The sequence below is a fragment of the Bartonella vinsonii subsp. berkhoffii ATCC 51672 genome (assembly GCF_902825225.1).
Classification (GTDB): Bacteria; Pseudomonadota; Alphaproteobacteria; order Rhizobiales; family Rhizobiaceae; genus Bartonella; species Bartonella berkhoffii.
In genome coordinates this window covers 21,720-44,807 of record NZ_CADEAK010000007.1, presented here as the reverse complement: position 1 = coordinate 44,807, position 23,088 = coordinate 21,720, and the positions used below count along the sequence as shown (strand labels likewise).

General features: G+C 37.8%; 13 protein-coding genes and 3 pseudogenes. 7 read left to right on the top strand and 9 right to left on the bottom strand.

Annotated elements, in window-relative coordinates:
• The first annotated feature begins 154 nt into the window (after positions 1-154).
• Positions 155-1,369 (top strand): NADP-dependent isocitrate dehydrogenase, encoded by a 1,215-nt coding sequence (locus tag J7R10_RS04870; RefSeq protein ID WP_010705146.1) that lies wholly within the window; start codon positions 155-157, stop codon positions 1,367-1,369.
• Positions 1,370-1,489: 120 nt separating this feature from the next.
• Positions 1,490-2,916, top strand: a pseudogene (locus J7R10_RS04865) (MFS transporter).
• A gap of 64 nt (positions 2,917-2,980) precedes the next feature.
• Here J7R10_RS04865 and J7R10_RS04860 read toward each other — a convergent pair.
• The 7 genes and pseudogenes from J7R10_RS04860 to ssb form a co-directional block, all read right to left on the bottom strand.
• Positions 2,981-4,160, bottom strand: a pseudogene (locus J7R10_RS04860) (MFS transporter).
• Between the two features lie 687 nt (positions 4,161-4,847).
• On the bottom strand, positions 4,848-5,966 hold the full coding sequence (gene tgt, locus J7R10_RS04855; protein WP_010705144.1) for a tRNA guanosine(34) transglycosylase Tgt: 1,119 nt from the start codon (positions 5,964-5,966) through the stop codon (positions 4,848-4,850).
• Between the two features lie 764 nt (positions 5,967-6,730).
• Positions 6,731-7,249: a peptidylprolyl isomerase gene (locus tag J7R10_RS04850; RefSeq protein WP_010705143.1), complete on the bottom strand. Its 519-nt coding sequence runs from the start codon at positions 7,247-7,249 to the stop codon at positions 6,731-6,733.
• Positions 7,250-7,268: 19 nt separating this feature from the next.
• On the bottom strand, positions 7,269-7,862 hold the full coding sequence (locus J7R10_RS04845; RefSeq protein ID WP_010705142.1) for a peptidylprolyl isomerase: 594 nt from the start codon (positions 7,860-7,862) through the stop codon (positions 7,269-7,271).
• The gene (coaD, locus tag J7R10_RS04840; RefSeq protein ID WP_010705141.1) at positions 7,852-8,370 is read right to left on the bottom strand and encodes a pantetheine-phosphate adenylyltransferase; all 519 of its coding nucleotides are present in this window, start codon (positions 8,368-8,370) and stop codon (positions 7,852-7,854) included. The genes J7R10_RS04845 and coaD overlap by 11 nt, the downstream gene beginning before the upstream one ends.
• Positions 8,371-8,388: 18 nt before the next feature.
• Positions 8,389-11,175, bottom strand: coding sequence for a DNA gyrase subunit A (gene gyrA / locus J7R10_RS04835; RefSeq protein WP_010705140.1), 2,787 nt, complete (start codon positions 11,173-11,175; stop codon positions 8,389-8,391).
• A gap of 216 nt (positions 11,176-11,391) precedes the next feature.
• Positions 11,392-11,910, bottom strand: coding sequence for a single-stranded DNA-binding protein (gene ssb, locus J7R10_RS04830; protein ID WP_010705139.1), 519 nt, complete (start codon positions 11,908-11,910; stop codon positions 11,392-11,394).
• A 321-nt stretch (positions 11,911-12,231) separates the two neighbouring features.
• On the opposite strand from ssb, the gene uvrA reads away from it, so the two are divergent.
• The 4 genes from uvrA (at position 12,232) to J7R10_RS04810 (ending at position 17,946) form a co-directional block, all read left to right on the top strand.
• Entirely contained in the window at positions 12,232-15,144 is a 2,913-nt protein-coding gene (uvrA, locus tag J7R10_RS04825) for an excinuclease ABC subunit UvrA (protein ID WP_010705138.1), read from the top strand.
• Between the two features lie 289 nt (positions 15,145-15,433).
• Positions 15,434-15,772: a P-II family nitrogen regulator gene (locus tag J7R10_RS04820; RefSeq protein ID WP_004861944.1), complete on the top strand. Its 339-nt coding sequence runs from the start codon at positions 15,434-15,436 to the stop codon at positions 15,770-15,772.
• 61 nt (positions 15,773-15,833) lie between these two features.
• Positions 15,834-17,243: a type I glutamate--ammonia ligase gene (gene glnA / locus J7R10_RS04815; protein WP_010705137.1), complete on the top strand. Its 1,410-nt coding sequence runs from the start codon at positions 15,834-15,836 to the stop codon at positions 17,241-17,243.
• Between the two features lie 157 nt (positions 17,244-17,400).
• Positions 17,401-17,946 carry a hypothetical protein gene (locus J7R10_RS04810; protein WP_010705136.1) on the top strand — a complete coding sequence of 182 codons (546 nt, stop codon included), beginning with the start codon at positions 17,401-17,403 and terminating at the stop codon, positions 17,944-17,946.
• Positions 17,947-17,986: 40 nt separating this feature from the next.
• Here J7R10_RS04810 and J7R10_RS04805 read toward each other — a convergent pair whose 3' ends face one another.
• Both J7R10_RS04805 and J7R10_RS04800 read right to left on the bottom strand, forming a co-directional pair.
• Positions 17,987-18,769: an ATP12 family chaperone protein gene (locus J7R10_RS04805; protein ID WP_010705135.1), complete on the bottom strand. Its 783-nt coding sequence runs from the start codon at positions 18,767-18,769 to the stop codon at positions 17,987-17,989.
• Between the two features lie 1,342 nt (positions 18,770-20,111).
• Positions 20,112-21,095: an RluA family pseudouridine synthase gene (locus tag J7R10_RS04800; protein WP_010705134.1), complete on the bottom strand. Its 984-nt coding sequence runs from the start codon at positions 21,093-21,095 to the stop codon at positions 20,112-20,114.
• 201 nt (positions 21,096-21,296) lie between these two features.
• Between J7R10_RS04800 and J7R10_RS04795 the strand changes: the two are divergent.
• A pseudogene (locus tag J7R10_RS04795) lies at positions 21,297-23,088 on the top strand (glucan ABC transporter ATP-binding protein/ permease).

Genomic DNA, 23,088 nt, shown 5'->3' with positions numbered 1-23,088 from the left:
TATTATCTTTTTAATGAATCAGTTTAGTAATAATTCTTAACATATTGATAATATATGTTTTAATGGTTACATTCTATCATCCTTGTTTTTACTTTTCATCATAAACTTGAAAATGCTATAAAAAATAATATCATTTAAATAAAAAGGATTTCTCATGGCAAAGATCAAAGTGGAAAACCCCGTTGTTGAAATCGATGGGGATGAAATGACTCGTATAATCTGGAAATATATCAAAGATAAATTGATCCATCCCTATCTTGATATTGAGCTTAAATATTACGATCTTTCCGTTGTAAATCGAGATGCAACCGATGATCAGGTAACTATTGATTCTGCCAATGCTATCAAAAAATATGGGGTTGGTATAAAATGTGCAACCATCACACCAGATGAAGCGCGGGTTAAAGAATTTAACCTTAAAAAAATGTGGAAATCACCCAATGGCACGATCCGTAATATCTTAGGGGGCGTTATTTTTCGTGAACCTATTATTTGTAAAAATGTCCCACGCCTCGTTCCTAACTGGACAAAACCAATTATTATTGGACGGCACGCTTTTGGTGATCAATATAAAGCAACGGATTTCAAATTTCCTAGCAAAGGAAAATTAAGTATTAAATTTGTCGGAGAGGACAATCAAATTATCAAACATGATGTCTTTGATGCTCCAAGCGCAGGGGTTGCTATGGCTATGTACAACCTTGATGAATCAATTTGTGATTTTGCCAGAGCATCTTTTAATTATGGGCTACAACGAAATGTTCCAGTCTATCTTTCAACAAAAAATACCATTTTGAAAACTTACGATGGTCGTTTTAAAGACATCTTTCAAGAAATATTTGATGCAGAATTTAAAACTGAATTTGAAAATCATAAATTATATTACGAACATCGCCTTATTGACGATATGGTTGCTTCTGCACTTAAATGGTCAGGTGGCTATGTATGGGCATGTAAAAACTATGATGGTGATGTCCAGTCTGATATTGTTGCTCAAGGCTTTGGTTCCCTTGGTCTTATGACATCTGTTCTCATGACACCAGACGGTAAAATTGTTGAAGCCGAAGCAGCACATGGTACAGTAACACGTCATTACCGTCAGCATCAAAAAGGTGAAGAGACATCAACAAATTCTATTGCATCTATTTTTGCATGGACACGAGGACTAGCACACCGTGCTAAACTGGATAATAATGAGAAATTAAAAAACTTTGCCAAAACATTAGAAGAAATTTGTATTAAAACTGTTGAAGAAGGCTTTATGACCAAAGATCTCGCACTTTTAATTGGACCGAAACAAAAATGGCTTTCTACAACAGATTTCCTCGATAAAATTAATGAAAATCTTAGACAAGCAATGAATAATTAGTTATCACTTCATTTAAATCTCAAAGCTCTGCGAAAGGAGAGCTTTGAATCTTCTCTTGGCAAATTTAAATAACTGTCTTATAAATAAAGGAGGTCAACTCTTTACTAAATAGCAAAAACAGTGAACAAACAAAACTGGTCTGCGCTTTTATTGGGTAAAAATGGTATTCGTTTTTTAACGTTTACGGGTGGTGTTGTATTACACGCCACCAACATTTATGTTGTTATTACTATTTTGCCTTCTCTTATGAGTGATATTGGCGGGGAGCTTTGTTATTCTTGGGCAGCAACCGTCTTTATTACAGCATCACTCCTTGGTACTTCGCTTGCAACGAAAATATTAGAGAAAATAGGCCCTCGCAAAGCGTATTTGATTTCTGGCTGTATTTTTACCGTTGGTACCTTCATGTGCGCCATAGCTTCGACTATGCCATTATTTTTAATAGGACGTTTTATTCAAGGCTTCGGAAGCGGTTCTTTACTATCCTTATCCTATTCTATGGTTCGTATTGTTCTCAGTCCACCTGTATGGTCATATGCATTGAGTACTATTTCAGGAATGTGGGGAATATCAACCTTATTAGGACCAGCTATCGGTGGTATTTCTGTACACTATGGTATATGGAGAGCATCCTTTTGGGTTATCGGTGTCTTAGCTATAATCTTCTTGCTCATCGCCCTTAAAGTTTTACCAAAAGAAAATGAAAACACTGTTCCATCATCCCCACTTCCTCTTCTACAACTCTTCATACTCATCTTTTTGATTATAATCATTTCTGCTGGTGGAGCTATAAATACCACCATTACGCAAATTGGTGGATTAGTTATCGGATTGAGTCTTCTCTTTGTGCTAGCAAAAATCGAATCATCCACACTTCACCGCATGTTGCCGCATAAATCCTTTTCCTTCTCTTCTGAGTTTTTTTCTATTTATGCTTTGATACTTGTTATGACGACTGTGGTATATAGTATAGAGCTTTATTTTCCACTTTTTCTTCAAGAGCTTCATGGACAAGCACCACTTATTGCTGGTTATATAGCGTCACTCATGAGCTTCGGATGGACATGTGGTTCCTTATCAAGTGCTGGTGTAAATGCAAAAAAATTCATAGCATCATTGTATACTCCCCCATATTAAGTCTTTTGGGTATAAGCGGTCTTTTATGGCTCGTTCCAATAACAGATTCCACATCTGGACATATCGTTATCATTTGCTTAGCATTGTTTGCTATAGGGATGAGCGCTGGTATAGCATGGCCGCATTTATTAACTCGGATCTTACAATGTGCAAATAATGAAGATGCCCTACGCGCTAGCGAATCCATTACCTCTGTACAGCTATTTTCAGCAGCATTAAGTGCAACCCTTGCAGGAACAATTACCAATTTTTCGGGTCTTTTAAATCCTGGAGGAATAGTAGGAATGATTTTAGCCGCAAAAACTCTTCTTGCAGTACTCATCAGTCTTTTATTTTGTCTTGGCATTCCGCTTGCTCTACGTGTTTCTTATAACATATTTAAAAACCCAACAGGACAATCAAATAACTAAATAAACGAAAAGATATTTTTTCTCTCAAGAGAAAAAAGCAATATTAGTTACGCTTTTCCAAATATCATAAGAAACAAAAAATCAGTAAACCACATAGAGTTAAGATACCCCCAAGAACAGCAGTATATTCATAACTATAGCCCCATTTCAAAACCCATGCTCCAGATTCTGCTCCAAGAGCGTTAGCAATATTAAAAGCAGATTGCATTAACGCTCCTGCTAAAATCTGTCCATGGAGAGCAACATCCATAATCTTTGTTTGTATAGAAGGCATAGCTGCGAAAGAAGTGCCAACAAAAAAGTATCCTAATGCTGCTGTTAAAGGAGTATGAGATAAAAAGAAAAAAAACGAATGTACTCCAAAGCATAGCAAAAAATATCATTAGCGAAGTTCCAACTTTAACAGCAAATTTAGGTCCTAAAAAATTTCCAACCACCATCCCTAATCCAACTAACGGCATAATAAATGTTACAAAATCAAGCTAAACACCAGAAATATGCATTAATGTTGACTTAATATAAGTGAAAACAGAAAATAATCTTGATGCTCAAACTGAAACCATCATCAAAAGAAACCATACCTGCCTTTGTTTTAATGCATCAAGTTCGCGCAGAGGATTTGTTTTTTGCATCTCCAAACCAGAGAAGGCAAAAATTTCCAAATAAGCAAACAACACAATAAAGCAAGAGCACCTACAAGCACAAAAGCAATCTGCCAACCAACAAGTTGTCCAATCCAAGTCGCTCCTGGTGCTCCCAAAACGGTTGCAATTGTTAAACCAAGCATAACATATCCAACAGCTTTGGAACGTTCATGCGTTTCTACCATAGAAGCAGCAACCATAGTTGCAAGACCGAAATAGACACCATGTGGAAGACCACTGATAAACGGCAATGCTACCAATATGCTAAAATCAGAAAAAAGAGCACTTGCAATATTTGCTAGCGCATAAAAAAACATTAATCCTATCAACACAGTTTTACGTGATAACTGAGCTGTTGCAACAGCTAAAAGAGGTGCTCCAATCACAATGCCCAATGCATAAGCAAAATATATTGACCAGCTGTAGGAATATCAACAGACGAGCTTCGTGCCATCTCCAGCTGTAAACCCATGGCAACAAACTCTGCAGTACCAATAGAAAAACCTCCCACTGCAAAAGCTAAAGTTGCTAAACACCGTGTTCTCAAATCAATTCTTAGAGCAAGAATGTTTTTCCATGAGAATTCCTCATTGTCATCATTGAGTGATACCTTCATCGCAAAATCTGTAATATGGCCCTAAATGAGTTCAAAATCTTCCTCTGTCTATGCCTAAGCATTTCTCAATGAAACATTAAAACATCTTTTAAAAAGAAAATGAAAATATCAACAGTTTTCATTTTCTTTGTCATAGATTTTTTAAACAGCATGGAAGAATTTACAATATTTTATCATTTAAATGAAACTTCATTTATAAAAATACCGTTACTAGCAAAAATAAGATTCGCACTTTAAAGTATCAATCGTTTGTGTTCTCTAAACCTTCAATTGAGATCAAATTACAGTCTTATCTACTCCTACATGAGACAACTTTTGTGAGAGTTTCACTATTTAACGAAAAAAATACAAATTATCCTATAAAAATGCAATTTTCATACTTCTTTAAGGGTCCGATAACTCCTCATTAACATTGTTGATCTAAATAGTCACCAGAAACAGAAACAAACTGTTTTTCTCCGGATCAGGTAGCGCGTACCGGAGTAACAGTTTCTGTTTACTCTTACAGTTACAAAAAAAATAGAGACCCATAAAATTGCATATTCCTCTTTAGTTCAGTATAATTTTACGTTTTTAAAAAACATTTGAACTTTGTTTTTAGTAAAAGCTCTTGATGAAAATAAATTAAGCAATTTAATAAAAGCAAAAGCTATACTTTACAATCAAGCGCTTTAACGGCCTTGCTTCCACAAAGCACGTGTTTCAGCACAAAAATCTGTATAACATCCTTCTTCAATGGCATCACGAATCCCTTGCATAAGTTGTTGATAATAATAGAGATTATTCCAAGTTAACAACATGCCACCAAGAGATTCGCCAGATCTGATCAAATGGTGCAAATAAGCACAACTATAATCACATGCAGCAGGACAAAGCGACTGTGGATCTAAAGGATGTGGATCCTCTGCATAACGCGCATTACGCAAATTAATTCTTCCAAAACGTGTAAAAGCTAAACCATGGCGTCCTGCACGTGTTGGCATAACACAATCAAACATATCAATACCACGGGCAACACTTTGTAAAATATCATCAGGCGTTCCCACCCCCATGAGATAACGTGGCTTATCCTCTGGCAAAATCGGACAAGTAGCATCTAGCACAGCTGTCATAACATTCTGCGGTTCGCCAACAGCAAGCCCTCCAATAGCATAGCCTTTCAAATCCATCTCTTTTAAAGCTTGAGCAGAATGTTCACGTAATTTCATATTATCACCACCCTGAACAATCCCAAACAGTGCTTTGTCTGGCTGATCACCAAAAGCTGTTTTACAGCGCTGTGCCCACCGCAATGAAAGTTCCATAGCAGCTTCTATTTCTTTTTCACTTGCAGGAAGTGCAATACATTGATCCAATTGCATTTGGATATCTGCATTAAGGAGCCCTTGAATTTCGATAGAACGCTCAGGACTCATTTCATAGTACGCACCATTTATGTAAGAGCGAAAAATAACACCTTGTTCTGTAATTTTACGAATTCCCGCCAATGACATAACTTGAAATCCACCAGAATCGGTTAGAATAGGCCCAGACCAACGCGAAAACTCATGTAGACCTCCTAAACGAGCGACACGCTCTGCTCCCGGACGCAACATTAAATGGTAAGTATTGCCTAAAATGATATCTGCACCAAGAGCACGTATCTGATCCATATACATAGCTTTAACAGTCCCTGCTGTCCCAACTGGCATAAAGGCAGGTGTACGAATACATCTACGACCCGTTATAATTTCACCACGACGCGCACAACCATCTTGAGCAATTTTTCTATAATGAAATGTCTTTATCATCACTCTCGTCTTTTTGATTCTACAAACTCATAGCACCATAGAAAGAAAAGCTATAACTTTCCTTATGGTACCGTCACAAACTTTATGGATTGATTTCTGATTCGCCTAATATTGTAACCAGCATAAAAAAATTAAATAGCGTAAATGCAATTTTGTTATCAAATAATCATCATAAATAAAGCAACAGACTTATTTCACAAAATAACCGATATATTGAACAAGATATACTCGCCTATCAGAATTTTAAAGCCGTTCTTTCCACCAACAACGATCTCATTTTCACATGCTTTTATCACCAATAATTCCTAGAAAATTTGGCTTCCTATAAAAGGAATTTCTTAATATTTTGAATACAGAAATAAGCCGCAATGCAAAGTATGACACTAAATAAGTATTCCCCCAATTATACTTACACAAAAATATAAGACACAGACCAACAAACATCAAATGTAAAACAACTGTAAGAAGCAATGAATCCCATAAGACTTAATAACATAAGTTAAATTGGTTATTCACGCCTGTCGTTATGAATAAGCAATCGAACTACGAGGTACCAAATTCGAGCATAAAAAACCTATGAGAAACAACGACAAACAACATGCCATAAATCTATGCAATTTATAAATAAAACTTGGTGCAGAAAACAAACGTATACAATAGCATACTGTTATGCATTCAAACCATAACAATGAACCTTCACCCTGTTTAAGAAAACAAAAAGACAGCGCTATTTTTACTTGATGCTCTTAAAGTTAAAACCGATATCACGATTCCTTCACATCGGCAGCAATTGCAGCTTTAATGATTGTATCAGGTTCTATAACAGGCTCACCACGCTTAATTTTATCGACATTTTCCATACCTTCAACAACTTGTCCCCATATGGAATATTGACGGTCAAGCCAAGGAGCATCCGCAAAGCAAATAAAAAACTGTGAATTAGCAGAATTTGGATTCTGGCTCCGTGCCATAGAAACTATGCCACGCTTATGAGAAAGATTTGAAAACTCTGCCGTCAAATTAGGCTTCGCTGACCCTCCCATACCGGCACGTGACAAATTGAACTCTGCACCATTCTTTTTTCCAAATTGCACATCCCCCGTTTGAGCCATAAACCCTTCAATAACACGATGAAAAATAACATTATCATAAGCACCTTCACGCACAAGCTCTTTAATACGCGCAACGTGAAAAGGGGCTAAATCAGCAAAAAGTCCAATAACGACTCTGCCCTTTGTTGTTTCAAGAATTAAGGTGTTCTCTAAATCTTTAATCTCGGCCATACAGCTAAACTCCTTTGATTTATTTATCAGCTTGTAAAGTGGCAGTATTAATAACATCAGGATCTTTTACAGATCCATTATTACTTGAAGTGCCTTTTTTAATTTTATCGACAACGTCCATTCCTTTTATGACCTCTCCAACAACAGTATACTGACCATTTAAAAAAGAAGCATCATCAAAACAAATAAAGAATTGAGAATTGGCAGAATTTGGATCTTGTGCACGTGCCATCCCAACAGTACCACGTTTAAAGGGCTGCTTTGAAAACTCCGCTGGAATATTAGGATAATTTGAAGCTCCAGTACCAACGCGTTTTACATCAAAATCTGCACTCCCCTTTTTTCCAAACTGCACATCACCAGTCTGTGCCATAAAACCTGGAATAACACGGTGAAAGACAACATTATTATAAGCACCTCCCTTTGTTAACTTTTTGATTTGTACAACATGTCTTGGTGCAAGATCAGGACGAAGACGAATAACCACATCTCCATTTTTAAGAGATAAGACAAGAATATCAGAATCACCAGCTGTGTGAGAAACGTCAGCTATAGCATTCAATGAAAAAAAGCAAAAAAGACATGTCAAAACAGCAAAAAATCTAAGATACACAATCACGCTCCTGTGAAGATTGAAATTTTAAGCGCAAAGCTCTAGCAACATTTGAAGGTACAAAGGGGTCTATATCCCCACCCATAGAGGCAATCTGGCGTACCAACGTAGAAGTGATTGCACGTCCAGAAAGACTTGCTGGTAAAAAAACAGTTTGCAATTCAGGAGCCATGATACTATTCATCCCTGCCATTTGCATTTCATAATCAAGATCCGTACCATCACGTAATCCACGAATAAACAATGAAGCACTCATTTCACGAGCCTTATTAACCAAAAGCGTATCAAACGAAATAACCTGCAACCGATCAGGACCTACATTTAACAAATCTTTTCCTGCTTCAATAATTAAATCAACACGCTCTTCAAAACTAAAAAGTGATTTTTTATTAGCCTGTACACCTATAGCCACAATCACTTTGTCAACCAAAACAAGACCGGCTTGTAAAATATCAAGATGACCATTTGTAAAAGGATCGAAGGAACCCGCATAAAGAGCAATTTTCATTGTTTTACTCCAAACCCTTTAGAATGATTTCTCCGTACTCACATCAACTCTATCAGAATGTTTTCCAGCTTCATCATCTAATGGGTTATCATCATCTTCAGATTCAGAAATACGTTCAACCGATACGACTTTCTCGCCTTCAGCTGTATTGAAAATCGTTACGCCTTTTGTTGAACGACCAGCTATACGAATTCCATCAACCGGAACACGAATAAGCTGTCCCCCATCTGATACCAACATAATTTGATCTTGCGCCTTCACTGGAAAAGCTGCCACTAATTTACCAATTTCAGCTGTTTTAGAAGGATCTGTTGCACGAATTCCTTTTCCACCACGTCCTGAAATCCGGAATTCGTATGAAGAAGATCGCTTTCCATAACCAAATTCACTCACTGTTAAAAGCATTTGTTCGCGGGCGTTAAGTTCTGCATAGCGCTCTTCTGTCAACTCTGTTTCTGCTCCTCCATCTTCTTCATCAAGAGTTACAATATCTTCAGCATCAACACCAGCAGCACGCCGTTCATTAATCACGCGTTTAACGTAAGCAGAACGTTCAATCGAGGTGGTTTCAACATGTTCTAAGATTGTCATCGAAATGACCTTATCACCATTAGCCAAATTGATACCACGCACTCCTACAGAATTACGCCCTGCAAAAACACGAACCTCAACAACTGGAAAACGAATACATTGTCCATTAGCCGTTGTTAAAACAACATCATCATGTTCTGTACAGGTTTCAACTGAAAGAATTTCATCTCCTTCTTCATCAAGTTTCATTGCAATTTTGCCATTACGATTAACCTGAACAAAATCGGATAATTTATTACGACGCACAGTTCCACGTGTTGTTACGAACATAATATCCAATGCACTCCAACTTGCTTCATCTTCTGGTAAAGGCATAATAGTTGTTATGCGCTCACCTTGTTGCAAGGGAAGTAGATTAATCAGAGCGCGTCCACGCGATTGCGGCGTACCAAGTGGCAAACGCCAAACTTTTTCCTTATAAACAATTCCACGCGATGAAAAAAAAAGAACGGGTGTATGTGTATTAACCACAAACAAACGCGTTACAAAATCTTCATCCTTCGTAGACATACCAGAACGCCCCTTACCACCACGGCGTTGCGCACGGTATGTATTGAGAGGAACGCGCTTAATGTAGCCACTATGACTAACTGTGACCACCATATCTTCTGGAGCGATAAGATCCTCGCTATCCATTTCAGCGCTACCAAAACCAAATACTGTGCGTCGAGGCGTTGCAAACTCCTCACGAAGGGATCTCAGTTCATCCTTCACAATCCCCATAATACGTGAACGAGATGCCAAAATATCAAGGTAATCGGTGATATCCACGCCAATTTTATTCAATTCATCAGCAATTTCATCTCGCCCAAGCGCAGTCAACCTCTGCAAACGCAACTCCAAAATAGCACGCGCCTGCTCTTCAGATAAATTATAAGTACCATTCTGATGAATAACATGACGGGGATCATCAATAAGTTTAATCAAAGGTGCCACATCAAAAGCTGGCCAGCGCCGCTTCATTAACTGTGCACGTGCTGTTTGTGGATCAGGAGCTTTGCGAATAAGTGCTATAATTTCATCAATATTGGCAACAGCAATTGCAAGACCAACCAAAACATGAGCACGCTCACGCGCTTTACGCAAAAGATATTTTGTTCGTCGACTTACGACGTCTTCTCGGAAAGAAACAAATGCGCGAAGCATATCAAGCAACGTCATTTGTTCAGGTTTTCCTCCGTTCAACGCAACCATATTACAACCGAAAGAAGTTTGCAGCGGCGTATAACGATATAATTGGTTCAAAACGATCTCTGCAACAGCATCCTTCTTAAGCTCAATAACAATGCGATACCCATCACGATCAGACTCGTCACGCAAATCGGAAATTCCCTCAATACGTTTATCACGTACCAATTCGGCCATTTTTTCAATCATTGTTGCTTTATTAACTTGATAAGGTATTTCACTGACAATAATTGCTTGTCGACCATTACGAATTTCTTCAATATCAACTTTAGCACGCATAACAATTGGACCGCGCCCTGTTTCATAAGCCAAACGAATACCCGAATGGCCAAGAATAATACCGCCTGTAGGAAAATCAGGACCAGGAATAATTTGAATGATCTCATCAAGCGTAATATCCGGATGATCAATCAAGGCGATACAAGCATCAACGACTTCACCAAGATTATGGGGCGGAATATTAGTTGCCATACCCACAGCAATACCACCTGACCCATTAACCAAAAGATTAGGGAAACGCGCTGGTAGAACTACGGGTTCATGCTCACGTCCGTCATAATTATCCTGAAAATCAACGGTATCTTTATCAATATCCGCTAAAAGCTCTTCAGAAACTTTTTCTAAACGACATTCTGTATAGCGCATCGCCGCAGGCGGATCACCATCAACAGAACCAAAATTTCCTTGGCCATCAATCAATGGATTTCGCAAAGAAAAGTCCTGTGCCATACGCACCAACGCATCATAAATTGAAGCATCACCATGAGGATGGAATTTTCCCATAACCTCACCAACGACACCCGCAGATTTTCGATAAGACTTGTTAAAAGAAAGCCCCATCTCATTCATGGCATGAAGAATACGCCGATGAACGGGCTTGAGTCCATCACGGACATCGGGAAGTGCACGTGAAACAATCACGCTCATCGCATAATCGAGATAAGAGCGTTGCATTTCATCAACAATGCTGATGGGCTCAATACCGGCCAGCACATCACGTTCTGGGTGTGGAGTAAGATCGGTCACAGCTTCAAGACTTTCAATAAAGAATCACTTTGCTCTTTTATATCGAAAAAAACATCAAAATGCTAATTTCTCATCCACAACAAAGGAAGAAATTTAACAATTATTTTCAACATGTTATTTATATGTATTCAAAATACATAATAAAATAAACAAGATTGACTTTTGTGAATTAAAAAAACAACTAAAAAGAAAAAAGAAGAATATTACCAAGGAGAATCAAAAAGGAATATCATCATCTAATTTGTGCGAAAAATCTTCTCTTACTTGATTATTATTTTGACCAAAACCATCCCTCTGATCTGAATTATTGTTACCAAAACCACCACTCTCATAACTACCACTCGACTGATTGGCTCCTTGCATATGCTCTCCACCAGCAGCTCCACGCCCATCAAGCATTTGCAATTCACCACGGTATTTTTGCAAAACAATCTCTGTTGTATAACGATCATTGCCATTTTGATCTTGCCATTTGCGTGTTTGTAATTGACCTTCAATATAAATCTTGCTGCCTTTTTTTAAATATTGCTCCACAACCTTGATAAGATTTTCATTAAAAATAACGATACTATGCCATTCTGTGCGCTCTTTACGCTCATTTGTATTACGATCGCGCCAACTTTCTGAAGTAGCAATACGCAGATTTGCCACTTGATCGCCAGAATTCAAACGGCGAATTTCAGGATCTGCACCAAGATTACCAATCAAAATAACTTTATTAAGGCTACCAGCCATCGCATAAACTCCAAAATTTTAACTTGTAAACAACCTTTATTATATAGCGGTCATTACTTTCTTGACCTTATCATTTGCATCTCTGCAATTGACCTTCAATGTGGATTTTGCTACCTCTTCTAAAATGTCATATCGTACAATTATAACAAAAGATCATAATCACGCATAGTTTATTCCGTCATCAGAGAATAAAAAGCTGTTTTTTTATATTTTTCTTTTCACAAAACTTGTACTCTTTATCCCTGTTAAACGTTGTAATTCTAGAAAACAGTTTTATTCTACGTTAGGGATTAATTTTGTTACATATGCCAAGGATAAAATATGGCTCATCAAAAATACATATCCATTCGCGGTGCACGTGAACATAACCTTAAAAATATTGACCTCGATCTCCCTCGTGACAAGCTGATTGTTATCACCGGACTCTCTGGATCAGGGAAATCATCTTTAGCTTTTGATACGATTTACGCTGAAGGTCAACGCCGCTATGTTGAAAGTCTTTCTGCCTACGCACGTCAATTTTTGGAAGTCATGCAAAAACCAGACGTCGACCGAATAGATGGTCTTTCTCCAGCGATATCTATTGAACAAAAAACAACAAGCCGTAATCCTCGTTCAACAGTAGGAACTGTTACTGAAATTCATGATTATATGCGTCTTCTCTTTGCACGTATTGGTGTCCCTCATTCTCCAGCTACAGGACTTCCTATTGAAAGCCAAACGGTAAGCCAAATGGTTGATCAAATTATGTCCTTACCAGAAGGTACGCGGATTTTCATTATGGCACCTCTTGTCCGAGGACGAAAGGGAGAATATAAAAAAGAGCTCATGGAGCTTTTAAAAAAAGGATTTCAGCGCGCCAAAGTTGATGGAATATTCTATGAAATTCCTGATATTCCTCCTCTTGATAAAAAATATAAACATGACATAGATGTCGTGGTGGACCGCATTGTTGTCCATAATGACATCACCTCTCGCCTAGCGGACAGTATAGAGACCTGTCTACGGTTAGCAAATGGGCTTGCAGTTGCTGAAATGGCTGACCACCCCTTAGCACAAAAAGAAACCACAAAAGAGTCTGCTCATAAATCGAAAAATGAAACACACAAACGGCTTATCTTTTCAGAAAAATTTTCCTGCCCCATCACTGGATTTTCTATCCCTGAAATTGAACCGCGTCTCTTTTCATTCAATAATCCTTTTGGCGCTTGTCCTCTTTGCGATGGGCTTGGCATTAAAAAGGCTGTAGACCCGATAAAAATCGTGCCAAATAAAAATCTTACGTTAAAGGATGGTGCAATTGCTCCTTGGTCTAAATTGTCTTCACTCTATTATAGCCAAATCTTAGAGGCATTGGGGAAAGTTTACGAATTTAAACTAACAGATAAATGGTGTGTCCTTTCAAGTGAGGCGCAACACGCCATTCTCTATGGTACAAAAAGCAAAGAAATCTCCTTTATTTATAAAAATGATTCCGGTTCGCATAAAACGACTCAATCTTTTGAAGGAATCATCCCCAATATGGAGAGAAGATGGAAAGAAACCGATTCTACGTGGTCACGTGAAGAAATTGAGCGTTATATGTCTTCCACACCCTGTCCAGCTTGTCATGGTTATCGGCTAAAACCAGAGGCGCTCGCTGTCAAAATCCATGGAATGCATATTGGACAAATATCAGAACTTTCTATCCTAAAAGTAGATGATTGGTTTGCCAATATTCACCAATATCTCACTGAAAAACAACGAAACATCGCAGTACGTATTTTAAAAGAAATTCGTGAACGCCTTGCTTTTTTAAATCATGTAGGACTCGAATATCTCACCTTATCTCGAAGTTCAAGCACCCTTTCAGGGGGAGAAAGCCAACGTATTCGGTTAGCTTCTCAAATTGGTTCTGGTCTTACAGGAGTCCTTTATATTTTAGATGAGCCATCTATTGGTCTACACCAACGCGATAATGAACGCCTTCTGAAAATGCTGCACCATCTGCGTAATCTTGGCAATACCGTTATTGTTGTAGAACATGATGAAGATGCTATCCTTACTGCAGACCATGTAGTCGATATGGGCCCTGCCGCAGGTGTTCATGGGGGAGAGATCATAGCACAAGGTACACCGCAAGAAATTATAGAAAACGCCTCCTCTCTCACAGGTCAATACCTCTCAGGGAAAATAGCTGTTCCAGTGCCTGTTCAACGACGCAAAATATCAAAATCAAAAACACTGAAAATTATTGGTGCACGAGGCAATAACCTGAAAAATATTCGTGCTGATATCCCTCTTGGAACCTTCACATGTGTTACTGGAGTTTCAGGCGGTGGCAAATCAACATTTCTTATTGAAACTCTTTTCAAAGCTGCATCACACTCTATCATGGGAAGTCATCATAGCCCAGCAAGCTATGACAAAATTGAAGGATTAGAGTTTCTTGATAAAGTCATTGAGATCAATCAAGCGCCTATTGGACGCACTCCACGTTCAAATCCAGCAACCTATACAGGTGCATTTACCCCAATCCGTGAGTGGTTTGCTGAACTTCCAGAATCAAAAGCGCGTGGCTATCAAGCAGGACGCTTTTCATTCAATATTAAGGGAGGACGCTGTGAAGCATGTCAAGGAGATGGAGTCATCAAAATTGAAATGCATTTTTTACCTGACGTTTACGTTACTTGTGATGTTTGCCAAGGAAAACGTTATAATAGAGAAACGTTGGAAGTAAAATTTAAAAAAAAGTCCATCGCCGATATTTTGGATATGACAATCGAAAAAGCTGAAGAATTTTTCCAAGCTGTTCCCAGCATCCACAACAAAATGAAGACTCTCATTAAAGTTGGTCTTGGCTATATCAAAGTAGGACAACAAGCCACAACACTTTCCGGTGGTGAAGCCCAACGTGTAAAACTTGCGAAAGAACTTTCACGCAAAACAACGGGGCGTACACTCTATATTTTGGATGAACCAACAACAGGTTTGCATTTCCATGATATTTCTAAACTCCTTGAAGTGCTGCATGAACTCGTCGAGCAAGGCAATACAGTTGTAGTCATAGAACATAATCTTGAAGTTATAAAAACAGCCGACTGGATTATTGATTTAGGACCAGAAGGCGGGGATCGTGGTGGTGAAGTTGTGGCGGTTGGGCGTCCTGAAGATATTATTCAAGTTCCCGCTTCCTACACGGGAAAATTTTTGAAAGAAATTTTACTGCGCCGACCTTTATATAATTCTTCCTAAAGTAGAATAGAAAATTGGTATAGCGCAATAAGAAAAAAGAAAACTAAAAAACCCTTATTCCCAAATATCCCTTAATTCATTGTATTATTTTTTATTCTAAAAAACTTGTAAGATCTTACTCAAAGAACAATAGCATTTCATTTTATGGCATAAGAGGAACTTTGCAAAAAATATTGAATCATATAACTTTTGCCTTTTTGTGCACAAAGTATCTGTTGGTCATCTCACAGTTGCCAATATAATGTGATGTAGTCTAAAAAGACAAAATAACGTTGGAGATAATTTCAGCATGAAAAAAGTTGAAGCTATTATAAAACCTTTCAAACTTGATGAAGTGAAAGAAGCGCTTCAAAAAATTGGATTACATGGTATTACAGTAACAGAAGCCAAAGGTTTTGGCCGACAAAAAGAGCATACAGAACTTTATCGCGGTGCTAAATATGTTGTCGATTTTCTACCTAAAGTAAAGATTGAAATTGTTGTTGCCGATGAAAAGTTGGAACAAACCGTTGATGCAATACGTAAAGCGGCTCAAACAAAACATATCGGAGATGGAAAAATATTTGTTTTTTCCATTGATGATGCCATTCGTATCGACACTGATGAATCCGGAATTGATGCCCTTTAACAAATAATAATCAAATTTTTATCTCTTTTATCCACCTCAATCCCACATAAGGAAATTGAATATGACAACCGCCTCAGATATTATCAAACAGATTGCAGATAACGAAATCCGTTTTATCGATTTGCGTTTTACCGATCCACGAGGAAAGCTGCATCACGTTACAATGGATATCGCAGAAATCAGTGAAGATACATTTAGCGATGGCGTTATGTTCGATGGTTCTTCAATTTCCGGCTGGAAAACAATCAATGAATCTGACATGGTTTTAATGCCAGATCCCGAAACGGCGCATATAGATCCTTTTTTTGCTCAATCTACTTTGGTCATATTTTGTGATGTGCTCGATCCTGTTTCTGGAGAGTTTTATCGCAGAGATCCTCGTTCTATCGCCAAGAGGGCTGAAGTCTATATGAAATCTCTAGGTATCGGAGATACAATCAATGTCGGTCCAGAAGCAGAATTTTTTATCTTTGATGATGTACGCTATAAGACAGATCCTTACAACACAGGATTTAAGCTCGATTCAAGTGAATTACCCTCCAATGATGATACGGAATATGAGGTAGGCAACCTTGGCCATCGCCCACGAATGAAGGGAGGATATCTTCCAGTTCCTCCTATCGATTCTTGCCAAGATATGCGCTCTGAAATGCTCACAGCACTCAAAGATATGGGAGTCCGCGTTGAGAAGCACCATCACGAAGTAGCAGCAGGACAGCATGAATTGGGTATTCGCTTTGATACGCTCGTTCGCGAAGCCGACAAGATGCAAATTTTTAAATATGTTGTGCACCAAATAGCAAATAGCTATGGAAAAACAGCAACTTTCATGCCAAAACCTGTTTTTGGTGATAACGGCTCAGGCATGCATGTTCACATATCTATTTGGAAAGATGGTAAACCAATTTTTGCGGGAAATGAATATGCTGGACTATCAGAAACATGCTTATTTTTTATCGGTGGTGTTATTAAGCATGCAAAAGCACTCAACGCCTTTACTAATCCATCCACAAACTCCTATAAGCGTTTAGTTCCTGGTTATGAAGCGCCTGTCCTTCTTGCTTATTCTGCACGTAACCGTTCTGCATCTTGCCGTATTCCGATGAGTTCTTCGCCAAATTCAAAACGCGTAGAAGTGCGTTTTCCAGATCCAACAGCAAATCCCTATCTAGCATTTGCAGCCCTCTTAATGGCTGGTCTTGATGGTATTAAAAATAAAATTCATCCTGGACATGCTATGGATAAAGATCTTTACGATCTTCCCTTAAAAGAACGTAAAGAAATCCCCACAGTCTCAGGAAGTCTACGTGAAGCGCTTGAAGCACTTGATAAAGATCGTAGTTTTCTTAAAGCCGGCGACGTTTTTGATGATGATCAGATTAATTCCTTCATCCAAGTAAAAATGCAAGAGGTTTTGCGCTACGAAACAACGCCTCATCCTGTCGAGTTTGATATGTACTATTCTGTTTAAGAATAATAGAATATTCTTTTTGATTTAAAAATGGAGGCTAACGCCTCCATTTTTGTGGATATCCTTCTTATATAAGAGCATAGGCGGCTTTTTACTTATGTACTTTTCCTTTATAAGTTTAATTGGAATCCATTCAAATCAATTTAAAAGGCTTCTAATGCTGAAAATTCGTTTTCTTTTCCCCATCCTTTTATGTATTGCTTTTATTCTTCCAACAATTCAGAATTATACAGTTGCAAATCAAAAACTTGTAGATCTTGAAAAAGCAGCTTTTGCTTACAGCAAAGCAATTCAAAATGGCGATGCCAATGCCATCTTCAATGCTATCCCTCCCCAAATCATCAACATTTTAACTGCCAAAAAAAATCTTAGTAAATCACAATTCCAACAAATCATGAAAAGCCAAATAGAACGATTGGCAAAAAATTATAAAATTGAGAGCATCCACATCGACCAAAAACAAAAACGTGAAGGAAAACTTGATAATGGTATTCCTTATTTTGTTATACCTGTGGAGTTTATAACGACAACAAATGCTGGAAAAAGATGCTCTATTCAAACTGAAGTTATTGCGCTTTTTGACAATAACCAGTGGTATTTTATCCGTGGTAATGATGAGACAATCTTAAACATAACCAGTGAAGCATTTCCTGGACTTGAAAAAATAAAAGTAAATCACCAGAAAATCACAAAAATACTCTGATGAAGAAAAAGCTCTACGTAAAATAAAAGGGAATTTAACTTTAAACACAAGTTGTAATGATTGTAGCAGCAGCATTAAATTCAATTTTCTTATGAGCACGACGCGCTATTGCTTCTTCATCGCTACCCCATTGCTCCATCATCCAATCTTCATCTAAATGGGCAATATTCCAAGCATAATCTGTATTAATTTTCTTAGCAAAAACAGCAAGAGCAATAAGAGCTGATCCTGTTAAAGTTGTCATGACGTGAAGTGCAGCAAGCATATAAGGAGACTCAACTTTACGCAAATAACTGCTTACCGCTTGAATAGCTTCTCGTGGTTGTTCAACATGCATAAACCCTTCTGTCAAATGAAAACGTGCACCAAGTTTTTCTTCTGCCCAATCCAATAAAGGATCCCACTGTTCACATTGTCTCTGTACCAATTCTTTTGGTGTTTGTGCACGATAAAAGATCATATCGGATGCAACAAAACGCAATAAATCTTCAAAAACACTCTGCATATCATCAGCTATGCCATCAATAACAGTGTTAACAAGACGTGTAATCGGCATTTTTGCTGGATCAATAACTTGCTTTTGGCTTTCAAATTCCTCTGCCACTAACATAGCAAAAGCTTCTGTTGGCACGATAAAAAAGCGCTTTGCCGGTGTTTTCACCGGACATCCATCCAAAAATACAGAAAAGCCTCTTTCTTCACACAAAACTTTTACTTCTTTATAAAATCGTTTGGGAAGTGGCGAACATGAAAGTTTTTGAATTTTCTCAACAGAATGATTTCTATTCAATGGCATATCAAAATGATTCAAAATTTCACGCATATTGTTGACCTCTGATATTTTTATTGACCTTCTTCCCACCCTAAAAGAAAGAAAAATCTTACCAGCATTAATCTGATTTAAGACTATATTTCATGTCCCTTTTACAAACAAGACAATGGTAAATGCCTTATTCTTATATTGAGCAAGAACAATGAGAGCAATTTTTTAATATTTGTCTTCTTTTAAAAATTGAATTCTATTGAATTTGATGGTGAAGATGAACAGGTTCATTACTTTGCAAATTATTTACCTACAATAGTGGTATATCACGCATTAACAGCTTAAAAAACATTTCTAGCAGAATGTTAAAGAAAAAAAACGTTCACCACCCAAAAAACTATAAAGCAATGCATTTTACTCACCATCTCACTTTACCTAAAAACAGCGACAAAGGTACCCCACTCTTCGTCTAACATATTCCTTCTGTATAAAGTTTTCCTGTGTCTTATATCACCGCTCTAAACGACCATGTTTTAGGGCATAATAGGATAAATAGAGCACACCGCGAACGGAAGCATCACAAACTCTTGTTGTAATCGTCTCTAATAAGGTATATCATGTCAGGCAACAGCTGTTAAATCATTGGAGAATTCCTGAGTCATATCCCTACTTATCCTGTTATCCCAAACCTACAGTTGGTATATGTATCAAACGTAGAGTATTCTACCGCTTTTTACAAATTCATCTTCAAGAAAGAGCCTGTATTCGTCTCGCCACGCTATGTTGCATTTGCTTCTTCGGGTGATGCACTCTTTGCTATCTGATCTGGGGGCGGTGTGCCTGAGGAAAATGTACCTTGTTTTTCCGAAATTGGCATTATGTTGCCTCATGGAGAGGACATAGATAAGCTCTATGCAGAATGGCAAGAGCAAACCACCGTTAAGATAAATGTCTTGAAGGAACCCTATATGACATATTTGGACGTACCTTCCTAATCAAAGATCCCGACGGCCATATTATTCGTGTTTGTCCACTGGATTAAAAAGCCTTAGACCCGATCTTTAATCGCCTGAAGATAATCATTAACGAAGTAAGTCAATTTTTACAATATTCATTTCTTATAGATTATTCATACCCTGTTAGTGCTGAATTAAAAAAATTTAAAGATTAGGTTACAGTAAAAATGATGGTTTATATGAAACTGGTCGTTTTTGGTTAAACGATGATAAAAAACTGTAGATAAGAGAATTTGTAAAAGATATCAGCAAATTTATAACTAAAAAATACAAGTCCTGAATAACGGTAATTTATCAAAAGCTCTTTTCATAACAGATGCTATACCTTCTTCAATCTTTATACAAAATTTGCCAAATCAAACAGAACAAATTGTAAAAATTTTCTCTTATTCTGTCTCACCATCATTCTCATTAAAAGCCAAAAGATTAAAACTTTGTACCATATGAGGTGGTAAAGGCGCGACAATATCTAATATCCCTCCTGAAGGATGAGGAATACGAATACGACGTGCATGAAGATGAAGACGGTTTTGAATTCCTCCTGGTAACTTCCAATTGCTATCAGAAAAAAAATATTTTGGATCACCAATGATAGGGTGATCTATATGGGCGGCATGTACACGTAGCTGATGTGTTCTACCTGTGTAGGGTTCCATTTCAAGCCATGAAAGTGTTCTCCCTCTTGTATCTAAAACACGATAATAAGAAACTGCATGGCTAGAATCTGGTTCTCCGTGTTCACAAACGCGCATTTTATCACCTTGTGCAGTGTTTTCCTTAACCATCCATGTTGAAATTTTATCCTGATTTTTTTTAGGAACTCCCCGAACCAATGCCCAATAAGTCTTTTTCGTCTCCCGTGTTCTAAAAGCAGCCGTTAAAGCCTGAGCAGCTCCTCTTGACCGCGCAACAATAAGCACACCTGATGTTTCACGATCAAGACGATGAACCAAACGTGGTTTTTCCCCTTTTTTATTGCGCCATACCTCAAGCATAACATCCACATGACGTGTTAAACCAGAGCCTCCTTGTACAGCTAATCCCGCAGGTTTGTTAAAAACAAAAACTTTTGCATCTTCATAAAGCAGCATTTTTTTCAAAACGGTCCCATCATCCTGTCCACGAAGTGTTTTATCCGTTACAAGAAAGCTTTCCTTATCATCAACAGGTAAAGGTGGTACACGAACAGATTGCCCTATGAGAAGGCGCGTATCGGCTTTAACACGCCTACCATCAACCCGTATTTGACCAGAACGCAGCAATTTTTGTAAATATCCAAATCCAAGTCCTGGATAATGCACTTTAAACCAGCGATCTAAGCGCATTCCATTTTCATCTGACTCAATCTTTTTTATTTCTACGCCTGCCATAAAAGTTTCCTAAATAATATAATTTCATTTACCAATTTTGCACCCTATCTTTATAAATACAAAAATCCACCGACGGCTTTATCACACCATATTACAATAAGTATCCAAAATTGCATTTTCTTACTGTTCAAATTTTATTAGCTCAAAGTGTAACGATTACAAATCGTAACCTTTACGCTTGCAAGCTAATTGGAGATAATTATCTGTGTCCTTTTCAAAACATATGCTCGTATTCTCAACTATCTAAACAAAGAAAAAAAGACATCTATTTTAATCTGTACTGCTAATGTTATATTGGCTATTATTACCATCGCAGAACCTATTTTATTTGGACGCGTCATTGACTCCATCGCAGAAAATTAGCTATTATCCCTACCCTTACGATTTGGGTATGCTTTGGTATTTCTCATATTATTGCTTATATTCTTGTTGCCCGCAGTGCTGATCGCTTAGCACATAGACGCCGCTTAGCTGTTTTAACTGAATCCTTTGAGCGTATCATCGCCATGCCCCTCATTTGGCATCAACAGCGTGGAACGTCTAATGCTCTTCATATTACTTTTGCGCGCTGTAGATTCTATGTCAACCATATGGCTTGATTTTATGCGTCAACATCTTTCAACTCTTGTTGCGTTACTCGTTCTCATTCCTACAGCCTTTAACATGAATTGGCGTCTTTCAACAGTCTTGGTTGTACTTGCCATCATCTACGTATTGATTGCACGTTTAGTCATGCGTAAAACAAAAGACGGACAACCCGCTGTAGAATGCTATCATCATAATGTTTTTAAACATATTAGCGATTCAATCTCCAACGTTTCCATTGTACAAAGTTATAACCGAATAAAAGAAGAAACTTCCATATTACATCAACATACAAACAACCTTCTTAAAGCACAAAATCCTGTTCTCAATTGGTGGGTTCTTGCAAGTGGCTTAAACAGAATGGCTTCAATCATTTCAATCGTTTGTGTCCTTCTTCTTGGAGCTTTTTTTGTAGCAAAAGGTCAATTACGCATAGGTGAAGTTGTTGCTTTTATCGGATTTGCACAATTAATGATCAGCCGTCTAGATCAAATGAGCAATTTTATTAATTTAACCGTATCCTCACAAGCAAAATTACAAAAATTCTTTGTAATGGAAGACGCAACCTTTCATATCAATGAACCTGCAAATCTCCCTTCTCTTCCGAATGTTAAGGGAGCAATAGAATTTCATCATGTTACCTATAAATTCCCAAATTCTTCTCAAGGTATTTTTGATATTTCCTTTGAAGTGAAAAACAGGACAAACTGTAGCTATTATAGGACCAACAGGTGCTGGAAAAACCACATTAATCAATTTGTTGCAGCGTGTATATGACCGAACATTTGGACATATCTCTATCGACGGAATAAATATACGCTCTGTTAATCGAAAATCCTTACGCAAATCTTTAGCGACAGTGTTTCAAGACGCAAGCCTTTTCAACCGCAGTATTTACAACAATATCTCAATAGGAAGAGCGAACGCAACAGATGAGGAACTTTATGAAGCAGCAAAAATAGCCGCCACCCATGATTTTATTCTAAAAAAAACTGATTGTTATGACACAATGGTTGGCGAGCGAGGAACCCAATTATCAGGTGGAGAAAGGCAACGATTAGCAATCGCGCGCGCTGTTTTAAAAAATGCACCTATTCTTATTTTAGACGAAGCAACAAGCGCTCTTGATGTCGAAACAGAAGCGCGTGTAAAAGATGCTCTTGATTGCATAAGTCACAATCGTACCACTTTCATTATAGCACATCGCCTTTCAACAATACGGAATGCTGATGTTGTGCTGTTTCTAGAACATGGTCACTTAATTGAAAAAGGAAGCTTTCAAGAATTGATCGATAAGGGTGGCCGCTTCTATCAATTCTTACAAACTGGTAGTTTACCATTCAATCAATCAACGATAAAAGAGGATGATCAAAATGTAATTTCCTTGCACGAAGCTATAGCATCATAA